Below are 12,942 nucleotides of genomic sequence, written 5' to 3' on the forward strand. Positions count from 1 at the left end.
GTTCAGTCTCAGCTCTCTTCTTCTATGTCCAGCAGCAGGCTTTCCAGCGCCTCTTTGTAGGCGCCCGGTGCCTGCCACATCCCGCGCTGCTGCGCTTCGAGCATGCGTTCGGTCATGTCGCGCAGCGCATGGGGATTATGCTCGCGCACAAACTCGCGGGTCGCCGGGTCCAGCAGATACGCATCGGCCAGCAAGGCGTACTGATGGTCGTCGATCAGTTGCGTGGTGGCATCGAAGGCAAACAGGTTGTCGACCGTCGCCGCCAGTTCGAACGCGCCTTTATAGCCGTGGCGCTTGACCCCGTCGATCCATTTCGGATTCGCCGCCCTCGAGCGGATAACTCGGTTCAGTTCTTCCTTCAAGGTGCGGATTTTCGGCAGGTCCGGCTGACTGTGATCGCCGTGATAACTGGCTGCCGCTTCACCGCGCAGGCTTTCCACGGCGGCGAGCATGCCGCCCTGGAACTGGTAATAGTCGTTGGAATCGAGCAGGTCATGCTCGCGATTGTCCTGGTTCTGCAGCACCGCCTGCACTTGGCTCAGACGCTGGACGAACTGCGCGCGCGCGGCGGTGCCTTCGTCAGAACCACCGTAAGCGTAAGCGCCCCAGTTCAGGTAGACCTCGGCCAGATCCTCGCGGGTTTGCCACAGATGACCGTCGATTGCGCCCTGCACGCCCGCGCCATAAGCGCCGGGTTTGGCACCGAAGATCCGCCAGCCGGCCTGACGTCGCGCCGCTTCTTCATCCAGACCCGATTGCCGCAGCGCCTCACGCTCGGCACGCACTTTCGCGGCCAGCGGATTGAGATCGTCCGGCTCGTCGAGCTCCGCCACGGCTTGCACGGCGGCGTCGAACAGGCGGATCAGGTTGGCGAACGCATCGCGGAAGAATCCTGAGACCCGCAGCGTGACATCGACCCGAGGCCGGTCGAGCAGGTTCAGCGGCAGAATCTCGAAATCATCGACCCGCTGACTGCCGGTGGCCCACACCGGACGCACGCCCATCAGCGCCATGGCCTGAGCGATGTCATCGCCGCCGGTGCGCATGGTCGCGGTGCCCCACACCGACAGGCCGAGCTGACGCAGGTGATCGCCGTGGTCCTGCAGGTGTCGCTCGAGAATCAGGGTCGCGGACTGGAAGCCGATTCGCCAGGCCGTGGTGGTCGGCAGGTTACGCACGTCCACGGAGTAGAAATTGCGCCCGGTGGGCAGCACATCGAGGCGGCCGCGACTGGGTGCGCCGCTCGGGCCGGCGGGGACGAAACGACCGCCGAGGGCGTCGAGCAGGCCGTGCATTTCCGCCGGGCCGCAGGCGTCCAGACGCGGGGCGATCACTTCGCGGAGGTTGTCGAGGATTGCACCGACTTCAACCCAGCGCGGCTCCTGTGGGAGCGAGCCTGCTCGCGATGGCGTCAGGTCAGGCCATTCCGTTTTGAATGACACACTGCTATCGCGAGCAGGCTCGCTCCCACAGGGGGATGGCAGTGACTGGGAGATCAGTTGGGTGGCGAACAGCTCCAGACGTTCGCGAGTATCCCCCGCCGTGCGCCAGACTTCATCGCTCAGCGATTGCAGTTCCATTGGGCGCGGGCCGGTCCAGGAATCAGCCAGTGCACAATCCAGCGGATCGAACCCCAACTGAAACGCCTTGGCCAGCGCACGCAACAGACTCGATTGCGCCCCTTTGCCATCGCCACGCGGAATCCGCAGCAACGCCAGCAATGTGTCGATGCGCAGCCGTCCGGTCGGAGACTCTCCAAAGATGTGCAGACCATCGCGGATCTGCGACTCCTTCAGATCACACAGATAGGTATCCAGACGCGGCAGCCAGATCGCCGCATCGGCATCGCTGTCGAGGGCTTCGTCGAGTTGCAGCTCGCGATCGATCTGCGTGTCACGCACCAGTTGCAGAATGTCGCGCTGCAATTCACGGGCGCGGCGCGGGTCGAGTAACTGAGCTTCGTAATATTCGTCGGCGAGCAATTCGAGATTACGCAACGGGCCATAGGTTTCGGCGCGAGTCAGCGGCGGCATCAGGTGGTCGATGATCACCGCCTGAGTGCGACGTTTGGCTTGGGCGCCCTCGCCCGGATCGTTGACGATAAACGGATAGATGTTCGGCAGCGGCCCGAGCAGCGCGTCCGGCCAGCAGCTCTCCGACAGGCCCACACCTTTGCCGGGCAGCCATTCGAGGTTGCCGTGCTTGCCGACGTGGATCACGCCGTGGGCGCCGTAGGTCTGGCGCAGCCAGAAATAGAACGCGAGGTATGCGTGCGGGGGCACCAGATCCGGGTCGTGATACACCGCGCTCGGATCGACCTGATAACCCCGCGCCGGCTGAATGCCGACGAAAGTCAGGCCAAAACGCAGGCCGGCGATCATCATCCGCCCGTCCCGGCACATCGGATCATTTTGCGGCGAGCCCCAGCGCTCCAGCACCGCCGTGCGGTTGGCTTCGGGCAGCGCGTTGAACATCGACAGGTAATCATTCATCGCCAGGCTTTGCTGGCATGGGCGCTGATCGAGGGTGTCGAGATCATTGCTGACACCACCCAGCAGTTGCCGGATCAGTTCGGTGCCGCTGTCCGGCAGTTCGGCGGGCAGCGGATAACCTTGGGCCTGCAATGCCCGCAGGATATTCAGCGCAGCGGCCGGCGTGTCGAGGCCCACGCCGTTGCCGATGCGCCCGTCCCGGGTCGGGTAATTGGCGAGGATCAGCGCGATGCGCTTTTCAGCGTTCGGCACCCGCGCCAGATCGACCCAGCGGCGCGCCAGTTCGGCGACGAAATCCATGCGTTCAGGCTGCGCCCGATAACACACCACGTCGGACTGACTGCGCTCGCTGCGCCACGCCAGATCCTTGAAGCTGATCGGCCGACTGATGATCCGCCCGTCCAGCTCCGGCAAGGCGATGTGCATCGCCAGATCCCGGGGGCCGAGGCCCTGCTCGCTCTCGCGCCAGCCAGGCTCGTTGTCCTGGGCGCAAATCGCCTGGATCACCGGAATGTTGCGACGGAACGGCCGCAGATGCGGCGCTTCCGGACTGGACTGGGCGAAACCGGTGGTGTTCAGAATCACCGAGGCCTCGACTTCATCCAGCCAGTCCTCGACCACCGACAGGCAGCCGGGCTCTTTCAAACTGGCCACGGCAACCGGCAGCGGATTGAGTCCGGCCGCCTGCAACCGTTGGCAGAACACGTCGATAAATGCCGTGTTGGCCGCTTGCAAATGCGAGCGATAAAACAACACCGCCGCGACCGGTTGACCGGGCAGCCAATCGGCTTGCCAGTCACTCAGTGCGGCGGTGTTTTTGTTCGGGTGATAAATCGCCGTGCGCGGCAGCGTCTGCGGCTCGCCCCACACGTAATCCCGCGCCAGCCAGCGATTGGCCAGGCAGCGGAAAAAATCCAGCGCATTGCCCATGCCGCCCTGACGCAGAAACTGCCAGAGCCGGTCGCGATCCTCTGCGCCCACGGTACTCAAGTCGCTGAGCTCCGGGTCCGGACGGTCATCGCCCGGCACCAGAATCACCTGCACGCCACGCTCGGACAATTCGACCAGCCGCTCGACGCCATAACGCCAATAGGCGATGCCGCCGTGCAGCGAGATCAGAATCACCTTGGCGTGGCGCAGCACCTCATCGACATAGAGGTCGACCGACGCATGGTTCTGCACCTGCATCGGGTTGGCCAGGCGCACGCTCGGGTAATCCTCGGGCAGTTGCTGCGCCGCTTCGGCGAGCAGCGCCAGGCTGGAATCGCCGCTGCACAGGATCACCAGCTCGGCGGGGGTTTGTCCGAGGTCGGCAATGTTGTCGTCCGACACGAAACCGCCGGGCTGGGTCCTGAGCAGGTGCATGGCTTAAACGCTGAGCGCGGCGCGCAGTTGCGCTTCGAGTTGAGCGGCATCCAGTTCCTGACCGATCAACACCAGACGCGTCACGCGTGCCTCATCGGCGCCCCACTGACGGTCGAAGTGCTTGTCGAAACGCGTGCCCACGCCCTGGATCAGCAGGCGCATCGGCTTGTTCGGGATCGCCGCGAAGCCTTTGACCCGCAGGATGCCGTGTTGAACCACCAGTTGCGTCAATGCGTCGAGCAGCAGGCTTTCGTCAGCTTGCGGCAGTTCGATGGAAATCGAGTCGAATGCGTCGTGATCGTGGTCATCGTGATCGTCATCGCCTTCACCGTGGTGGTGATCGTGATGGCTGTGGCGGCTGTCGATGTGTTCTTCGGAACCGGCGCCGAGGCCGATCAACACGTCCAGCGGCAGACGACCATTGCTGGCTTCGATGATTTTCACGGCCGGCGGCAGTTCTTCGGCGACTTCCAGACGGACGCGCGCGAGGTCTTCAGGGCTGGTCTGGTCGGCCTTGTTGAGGATCACCAGGTCGGCGCTGGCCAGTTGGTCGGCGAACAGCTCGTGCAGCGGCGATTCGTGGTCCAGGTTCGGATCGAGTTTGCGCTGGGCGTCGACCTGATCCGGGAACGCGGCGAAGGTGCCAGCGGCCACGGCCGGGCTGTCGACCACGGTGATCACCGCGTCAACGGTGCAGGCGCTGCGGATTTCCGGCCATTGGAAGGCTTGTACCAGCGGTTTTGGCAGGGCCAGGCCCGAGGTTTCGATCAGGATGTGGTCAAGGTCGCCGCGACGCGCGACCAGTTCGCGCATCACCGGGAAGAATTCTTCCTGCACCGTGCAGCAGAGGCACCCGTTGGCCAGTTCGTAGACGCGGCCGGTGGCTTCTTCTTCGGTGCAGCCGATGGTGCATTGTTTGAGGATTTCACCGTCGATACCCAGCTCGCCGAACTCGTTGACGATCACCGCGATGCGGCGGCCCTGGGCGTTGTCGAGCATGTGCCGCAGCAAGGTGGTTTTGCCCGAGCCGAGGAAGCCGGTGACGATGGTGACGGGGAGTTTGGCCAGTGTTTTCATCGGATGCCCTTTGGCAAGGTGGCGGGCATACGGGACGAGACCGGTAACGCGAGTGCGTGCCTGGAGAGTTCGCCACCGGATCACCCCGCCCGGTTGAAAGTGAGAATCTGTGACGAGGCAGGTCTCCTGGCTGACGGTGTTCGGGCCTTGGCCCGGTATTCGCTGCGCCTTCCCGCTGGCTCTGGATGGAGTTGGCAGTGGCGTGGCAGCGAACAGCACCGTTCACAGTTGCGGGGGCAGCCGCGGCTTGGACCGCGTTCCCTTCTTAGCTTCGACGTGGGCCGAAGAACCTCGAAAGCGCAAGGCTACGCAGGGTGTGGGGATGGGTCAATGGTTGGTGGATTTTGAGATTGGGGGCATATCCGTTGCTTCGGGTGCTGCAGCTGGCGGTTTCGCTCTTACAGCGAGTCCCTTTTTCAAACGCCAAAAAGGAACCAAAAGGCTTTTGCCCCGGCGTAGGGCACTTCGCCTAGGCTCAGTGTTCCCTCACTACGGTGTCCATCAGGGGGCATCGCCTACGGTTTGCTTCGCTGCACCTCCTCTCGATGTATGCGGCTTCGCCGCACGGCGCTACGCGCCTACCCCCTGATGGACACCTCCGCTCGGCCTGCCGAAGGGGCTAAAGATCAAAAGCCAGATCAAGAGCCCCTCACCCTAACCCTCTCCCGGAGGGAGAGGGAACTGATTGAGGTGTTTGGAAGAGTTGTGCCGACGTGCAATACCGCGTCGAACTCAGGTTCTGAAAAGCACAAAAATCGGCTCCCTCTCCTCGGGGAGAGGGCTGGGGTGAGGGGTAAACCCACCAAAAAACCAAAGCCGAACACCCGCCCCTCACCACTCAACACGATGAGCGTTAGCTCGAGTACCGCTTTTGATCGCAGGGCCCGTCGGCAGGCTGAGTGGAGGGATTGATCCGGGGGTGGGAGCGCAGCGACCGTGCGGCGCAGCCGCATGCATCGAGAGGAGGTGCAGCGAAGCAAACCGTAGGCGATGCCCCCGGATCAATCCCGGAGCGAAGGAACCCCGAGCCTAAGCGAGGGGCCGTACGTCAGGGTTAGAGACCTTTTGGTTACTTTTGGGGCGTTTGCCAAAAGTGACCCGCCGTAAGGGCGGAACCCTAAGCAGCCATAACCGCAGCAACGGATCTGCCCCCAATCCCAATCCCAATCCCAATCCCAATCCCGATCCCGATCCCGATCCCGATCACAATTGACTCAAATCCCCCGCCCATGCTCTCCTACACAACTTGTTACGGGTGCCCCTCACAGGGTGAAACGGGAAACCGGTGAATCATGTGCTTTACTCTAAAGCCATGTCAGTCCGGTGCTGCCCCCGCAACGGTAAGCGAGCGAAGCGTCAGATCCACTGTGCCCACAGGCATGGGAAGGTGACGCTTGCAGGTCGGCTAGACGCCAACCCCTCGTGAGCCCGGAGACCGGCCCGCAACACACAGTGCGCATCTTGCGTTACTGAACATAACAAACCCGCGGTGGGCGGGCGCTGTTCGAACCTCTGCGTGCCCGGCCGCAGGGGTTTTCATGCGCTCTATTCACCCGCTGACACTCCAGAGGGAAGCGCCATGTCGATCATCAGCAGCACCGGCAGCAATTCGGACAAGATCTCCAGCACCACCACCCTGAGCCAACGCCTGACCGCCGCCGTCTGCGCGTCGATCCTCGGTGCGTGCCTGGTGTATTTCGCCGGTTTCTCGCACATCGAAGCGGTGCACAACGCTGCTCACGATACCCGCCACAGCGCTGCGTTTCCGTGCCACTGAGACCTGACGACATGATCAAGCGTATTGCGCAGACCGCAGGTTTCACCGGCCTTCTGGCTGCCCTGCTCCTGACCTTGCTGCAAAGCTTCTGGGTATCACCGCTGATTCTGCAGGCCGAAACCTTCGAGAAAGCCGAACCGGTTGCCGAAGTTCACGAACACGCTGCCGGCACCGCCGCCCACACCCACGATGCCGAAGCCTGGGAGCCGGAAGACGGCTGGCAGCGCGTGGTGTCCACCACCGGTGGCAATCTGGTGGTTGCCGTGGGTTTTGCCCTGATGCTCGCGGGCCTGTATACCCTGCGTGCGCCGACCAAAACCTCGCAAGGCCTGCTCTGGGGCCTGGCCGGTTATGCGACTTTCGTGCTTGCACCGACCCTAGGCCTGCCACCTGAGCTGCCGGGCACCGCCGCCGCGGATCTGGCCTCGCGTCAGATGTGGTGGATCGGCACCGCCGCTTCCACCGCTGTCGGTCTGGCCCTGATTGCGTTCAGCCGTCACTGGCTGATGAAGATCCTCGGCGTGGCGATCCTTGCCGTGCCGCACGTGATCGGCGCGCCGCAACCGGAAGTGCACTCGATGCTCGCCCCGGAAGCCCTCGAAGCTCAGTTCAAAATCGCTTCGCAGTTGACCAACGTCGCGTTCTGGTTGGCCCTGGGCCTGATCAGCGCGTGGTTGTTCCGCCGCAAAAGCGAAGGTCAGTACCAGGCATGACCGATGACAGCGCAGCGCCGACCTTCGTGGTCGGCCTGGGCTGCCAGCGCGGCTGCCCGGCCAGCACGCTGCGCGCCTTGCTTGATCAGGCATTACAGGCACATCGAATTGATCTGGAGAAGGTCAAGGCGCTGGCCAGCATCGACCTCAAGCGCGACGAACCTGGCCTGCAGGAACTCGCCGCCCAACTGGCGCTGCCGTTGCTGTATTTCAGCAGCGAAGAACTGGCCAGTTATCAGCAACGACTGAGTCACCATTCACAGATCGCCTTCGAACGCACCGGCTGCTACGGCGTGGCGGAAAGTGCTGCGCTGGCACTCGCCGAACAGTTGATAAGCGGCCCGGCAAAACTGCTGATACCCCGGCAAAAATACGCCCAGGCAACTCTGGCATTGGCCGGCGCGGCGTAAATTCCCGATAATCCATGCTTTCGATCATGAGCATTCTTCATCTGAAGCGCTTGTGAAGCACCGCCCTGCCCCTTTTTTACAGGATCCAACGATGACCGTTTACTTCATCGGCGCCGGCCCCGGCGACCCGGAATTGATCACTGTCAAAGGCCAGCGGCTGATCCGCAGTTGCCCGGTGATCATCTACGCAGGTTCGCTGGTGCCGACGGCGGTGCTGGAAGGTCATTGCGCGGAAACCGTGGTCAACAGCGCCGAACTGCACCTGGAACAGATCATCAACCTGATCAAGACCGCCCATGCCAAGGGCCAGGACGTGGCGCGGGTGCATTCGGGCGATCCGAGCCTGTATGGCGCGATTGGCGAGCAGATTCGTTATTTGCGCGAGCTGGATATTCCGTTCCAGATCATTCCCGGCGTGACCGCCACCGCCGCGTGCGCCGCGCTGTTGGGCGCTGAACTGACCCTGCCGGACATCTCGCAAAGCGTGATTTTGACCCGATATGCGGACAAGACCGCAATGCCGGTTGGCGAAGAGCTCGGCAGTCTGGCGCAGCACGGAGCGACCATGGCGATTCATCTGGGGGTCAATCATCTGGAGAAAATCCTGGCTGAGCTGCTGCCGCATTACGGCGCGGATTGCCCGATTGCGGTGATTCACCGGGCGACGTGGCCGGATCAGGACTGGGCGGTCGGGACGCTGGAGGATATTGCCGCGAAGGTTGCCGCCAAGGGGTTTCGGCGTACGGCGTTGATTCTGGTTGGGCGGGTGTTGGGTAGCGATCACTTTAGCGAGTCGTCGCTGTATCGCGCGGGGCATGCACATCTTTACCGCCCATGACGGCCCCATCGCGAGCAGGCTCGCTCCCACAATAGACCGCATTTCCCTGTGGGAGCGAGCCTGCTCGCGATTTGGGACGCTGAATTTCTGGCATAAAAAAACGGCGCTCACGGGGCGCCGTTTTTTCATGCCGCAGCGAACACCTTAGTAGTAGGCGTTTTCTTTCTGCGTGTGGTCGGTCACGTCGCGAACGCCCTTGAGCTCCGGAATGCGCTCGAGCAAAGTGCGCTCGATGCCTTCCTTCAGGGTCACATCCGCCTGGCCGCAGCCCTGGCAACCGCCGCCGAACTGCAACACGGCAATGCCGTCTTCAACCACATCGATCAGGCTGACCTGACCGCCGTGGCTGGCCAGCCCCGGGTTGATTTCGGTTTGCAGGTAATAGTTGATGCGCTCGTTGATCGGGCTGTCGGCGTTGACCATCGGGACTTTGGCGTTTGGCGCCTTGATGGTCAGCTGGCCGCCCATGCGGTCGGTGGCGTAGTCGACGACGGCATCATCGAGGAACGCTTCGCTGAACGAGTCGATGTAAGCGGTGAAGCTTTTCAGCCCAAGCGCCGTATCTTCAGGTTTCTCTTCGCCCGGCTTGCAGTAGGCAATGCAGGTTTCGGCGTACTGGGTGCCAGGCTGGGTGATGAAAACGCGGATGCCGATGCCCGGGGTGTTCTGCTTGGAGAGCAGATCGGCCAGGTAATCATGGGCGGCGTCGGTAATGGTAATAGCGGTCATGGAAACTCCTCGCAGGCTTGGGGCGGAGTTTACGCCAATCGGCGCGCGGCACAAAGTCCTAGTATTTACGTAGGAATAGTTCGCAAATCGGCTAAGCGCCACGTTCGCCGTCAATCCGTGCTTTAAGCCACTGATAACTGCGCTTTTCCACCCATTCGTAGCTCAGCCAAGAACCGATAACGATGGCCAGCGCACAGACAACAAACATCAAATACGGGTTGATCCCATAGCGTCGGGCCAGATAACCGCCAGCCGACAGCACCAGCACATGCATCAGATACACCGAGTACGAACAGTCGCCCAGCAGCTTGAGCAGCCTGTTGCGCTCGACATGGCGTTCCAGCGCCAAACTGGCCATGACCAGCACCGCACTGGGCACGCCCCAATTCAGCAACCGGGGATCGGGCGGCAAGTAATAGATCGCCAGCAACGCCGCCCCGATCCCCAGCAACGGCAGCCAGAGCGCCGGTCCGATCCAGCCGCGGCGATAGAACATGCCGATACTGATCCCGAGCAGGAACTCATAAACGATGTCCGAGCGATAAAACTCGCTGACCCAGCCAAATCCGGTCCAGGCCTGGCACACCGCAAACAGCAGCGCCGCGACCACCAGCAAGCGCACCTGCAACCGAAACAACAGCGCCCAGGCGAACAACACGTAAAACAGCATCTCGTAATTCAGTGTCCAGCCGACATTCAGGGTCGGGTAGATCCCGTAGCCGCCGGGGTTTTCGGTCGGGATAAACAGCAACGACAGCAGCAAATGACTCCAGTCCACCGTCTGATCCGGCAGCAACGGCCGGGCGAATACCACCAACAAAGCCATCAGCACGGTGTAGAGCCAATACGCCGGGACAATCCGGAAAAGTCGATACAGCAGAAACCGCGCGGGCGGCAGCGCCTTGCCTTCGGTGGACAGGAAAATCACCAGCCCGCTGATCACGAAAAAGATATCGACGCCCACCGCGCCCTTGTCGATGAACAGCTGCCCGATCGGCCCCCGCGCCTCGAAGTCGAAGAAAATCTGCATGAAGTGATGGCAGACCACCGCCCACGCGGCGAGCGCTCGCAGGGCCTGCACTGAAATCAACATCGATGGCGCTCCCGATCCCGTACTTCACAGGATTGGGACAACCGCCATCGCTCAAACGATCAAAGATTCTCGTACCGGTTCATGTCCAGCACGCCCTCTTCCACCGGCTCGGTTTCGTGGATGTACTGGCTCAAATCGTGGAAATAGAACCAGAACTGCGGATGACTGCGGCGAATCCCCCAGCGCTCGACGACTTTCTCGAACTGCGCCGCGTCCTTTGCCCCTTCCATCGCATCGACAAACGCCGGCACCTGGTCTGCCGGAACGTTGAACATGAAATTCGGGTAGCTGCTGAGCACGCCCGGGTAGATCGTCAGCGTGTCCAGCCCCGGTTGATAGCGCAGCGATTCGCCGAGCAGGAACGCCACGTTGCTGTGGGCGCGGTTGCGCAGCAGGCTGTAGACCTCGCGCTTGCCGCTGCGGGTTTCAACCCGGAGCATGGTGGCTTCCGGCAATTGATCGATCACTTTCAAGCCCGCCGCCGGGCGCGAAGTCAGGCGACTCAGCGCCTGTTCGGCGTTTTGCAGCGCCGGGTCGATGTTCGGGCGCGAGCAGTAGGCGTCTTCGCAACGGTTGATCGGATCCGGACGCGCGTTGAGATCGCCGTAGCGCGCCAGCAATTGCATGGCGAAATCGCGTTTCGGGTCTTTCTCGTCGAGTTTCAGCGCGGTCGGCTTGTCATCGTCTATGGCTTCGTAATCGAGCCACATCTTGAACTGGCCGCTGCTCTGGTACCAATCGTCGAGGTAGCCCTCACGGGAATCAGCGGGCATCAGGCGCAGGAAGTTCTGTTCGGCGCCGTTGCGGATCAGGTCGAAATACAATCGCGTTTGCGCCTGATGGGAGACGTTGCCGAACACATCGAAATTCACCGCCAACTGGTAATAGGTGCGCTCCAGCAACGGGTAGTCGAACAGCCACATAGTCTGCGGCACTTCGCCGATCAGGCCTTTGGTCACCGAAGCGCTGTCGAAGTGGCGGAAGATGCTGAGCAAGGCGTTGTCGTTGCCGGCCCACAGGGTCGACCAGCTCGGCGCCGGCAGATCCGCATAGCTGTCACGGCGCAGGGCTTCGTATTGGTTTCGCTTGTTGCGGTAGTTGTGCCACAGGCTCAAGACACTGCCGACATCGTCGTTCTGCCCCGGCATGGCCAGCAACGGCGTGGCCTGGCCGCGATAGTTCGGGTCGGTGATGTACAGGTCGTGTTCCGGGGCCTGGAACAGCGCCCAGAAGTTGTCGCGGATCACGTCGGTTGCGATCTGCCCACGGCACACCGGGCCACGAATGAAGGTGCGCACGAAGTATTCGGCATTATCGAGCATGAACTGATAACGCGCCTGCGCCGGAATCGCCTCGAAAGTCGCAAAAGGGTTGGCCCGGCTCTGCGGCCCGTAGCCCGGCAAGGCATTGACCTGCCAGTTGCCGTTGTAGAACAGGCTTTTGACCCGCGCCATCTTCGCCGCGCTCAGCGGATAAGTGATGTGGGTCTTGTGCACGATCACGCCCTGCACCGGCCACAGGCGGTAATACACCTGAGTACCCGGATCGTCGTTCGGGCGACGGGTGGCGATCAGATCGATTGGTTGCCCGGTCGGCGTGCGCGAGCGCACCCACTGGAAGTAATGCCCCGGCTCGCCGTCCTTGAAATAGATATGCGCCAGGAACCAGTGCTCGAACAGCCAGCGCCCGACCAGACTTTCCCGCGCGCCAGGCTGGTTGAGCAGATTTTCCCACTGGACGATCTGCATCGCTTCCTTGGCGCTTGGCGCCAGGCCTTGCTCATCGATCGGTGCGCCGGAAGCGAGCCAGCGTTGCAGTGTCTGATATTGCTGATCGGTCAGCCCGGTCACCGCCAGCGGCATGCCCTCTTTCGGATGGGCGCCGGCATAGCCTTCGAACTCGGCGGGCATCGCGCACAGGTTTTCGCGGTTGAGACCCAGCACAATGTCTTGCGGCAGTTTGGCGTTGGGGGTCAGCGGCGTTTTGTGTCCCAGCTCCAACATGCGCGCCATCAGTGCGGCCTGGCTGCCCTGGGCGTCGAGCACCGAGTAGAAGTCTTTCTGCTGCCAGGCCCGTTTGCCGAAGGCGTCATAGAACAGCCGCGTGGTCGGCGCCGCCTGGGTGCGTTCGCCATCGTAGACCGGCATCTTGCTCGCGCCCCGCGCTGCGCCTTCACCGCTGCCCAGATTCAGCTGACAGGCAGAGTCGTAGCACGCATGGCAGGCCACGCACTTCTCGGTGAAGATCGGCTGAATATCGCGGCTGTAAGAAATAGCGGGAGAAATCGAGGGTTGCTGCGCGGCGGCGCCCCAGCTTAAGAACAGCAAAAAAATGCTGATGACGCGGTACGACATGTCCCTGACCCTGATCCTGAAGAAAAACGCCGCGATTCTACCGTTATGACGCTCGTACCAACATGAGCGATATTCATGCAAAAGCGTCACATGC

General features: G+C 62.1%; 9 protein-coding genes and 2 riboswitches. Of the genes, 4 read left to right on the top strand and 5 right to left on the bottom strand.

The features are described 5' to 3' along the window. Positions 1–8: 8 nt before the first annotated feature. Both cobN and cobW read right to left on the bottom strand, forming a co-directional pair. Entirely contained in the window at positions 9–3,857 is a 3,849-nt protein-coding gene (gene cobN, locus CAF76_RS03195) for a cobaltochelatase subunit CobN (protein ID WP_085646796.1), read from the bottom strand. Between the two features lie 3 nt (positions 3,858–3,860). Next, complete coding sequence (gene cobW / locus CAF76_RS03200) at positions 3,861–4,934, bottom strand: cobalamin biosynthesis protein CobW (protein WP_064597024.1); 1,074 nt, start codon at positions 4,932–4,934, stop codon at positions 3,861–3,863. A gap of 98 nt (positions 4,935–5,032) precedes the next feature. Next, a riboswitch (cobalamin riboswitch) is annotated at positions 5,033–5,243 on the bottom strand. A 927-nt stretch (positions 5,244–6,170) separates the two neighbouring features. Continuing rightward, positions 6,171–6,393, top strand: a riboswitch (cobalamin riboswitch). Positions 6,394–6,513: 120 nt separating this feature from the next. On the opposite strand from cobW, the gene CAF76_RS03205 reads away from it, so the two are divergent. The 4 genes from CAF76_RS03205 (at position 6,514) to cobM (ending at position 8,672) form a co-directional block, all read left to right on the top strand. After that, entirely contained in the window at positions 6,514–6,711 is a 198-nt protein-coding gene (locus CAF76_RS03205; protein WP_007959524.1) for a CbtB domain-containing protein, read from the top strand. 11 nt (positions 6,712–6,722) lie between these two features. Next, positions 6,723–7,424 (top strand): CbtA family protein, encoded by a 702-nt coding sequence (locus tag CAF76_RS03210; protein ID WP_039768821.1) that lies wholly within the window; start codon positions 6,723–6,725, stop codon positions 7,422–7,424. Then, positions 7,421–7,834 carry a cobalamin biosynthesis protein gene (locus tag CAF76_RS03215; protein WP_039768823.1) on the top strand — a complete coding sequence of 138 codons (414 nt, stop codon included), beginning with the start codon at positions 7,421–7,423 and terminating at the stop codon, positions 7,832–7,834. The genes CAF76_RS03210 and CAF76_RS03215 overlap by 4 nt, the downstream gene beginning before the upstream one ends. 91 nt (positions 7,835–7,925) lie before the next feature. After that, positions 7,926–8,672, top strand: coding sequence for a precorrin-4 C(11)-methyltransferase (gene cobM, locus CAF76_RS03220; RefSeq protein WP_085646797.1), 747 nt, complete (start codon positions 7,926–7,928; stop codon positions 8,670–8,672). Positions 8,673–8,816: 144 nt separating this feature from the next. Here the strand turns inward: cobM and nfuA are convergent, their stop codons facing one another. The 3 genes from nfuA to CAF76_RS03235 form a co-directional block, all read right to left on the bottom strand. Continuing rightward, positions 8,817–9,401: a Fe-S biogenesis protein NfuA gene (gene nfuA, locus CAF76_RS03225; protein WP_007959519.1), complete on the bottom strand. Its 585-nt coding sequence runs from the start codon at positions 9,399–9,401 to the stop codon at positions 8,817–8,819. A 91-nt stretch (positions 9,402–9,492) separates the two neighbouring features. Beyond that, positions 9,493–10,494 (bottom strand): acyltransferase, encoded by a 1,002-nt coding sequence (locus CAF76_RS03230; RefSeq protein WP_085646798.1) that lies wholly within the window; start codon positions 10,492–10,494, stop codon positions 9,493–9,495. A 59-nt stretch (positions 10,495–10,553) separates the two neighbouring features. Continuing rightward, a complete protein-coding gene (locus tag CAF76_RS03235; protein WP_085610457.1) occupies positions 10,554–12,848 on the bottom strand; it encodes a fatty acid cis/trans isomerase in 2,295 nt (764 codons plus the stop codon). Positions 12,849–12,942: the final 94 nt, after the last annotated feature.

The sequence above is a fragment of the Pseudomonas sp. B40(2017) genome (genome assembly GCF_002112855.1).
Taxonomy (GTDB): Bacteria; Pseudomonadota; Gammaproteobacteria; order Pseudomonadales; family Pseudomonadaceae; genus Aquipseudomonas; species Aquipseudomonas pharyngis.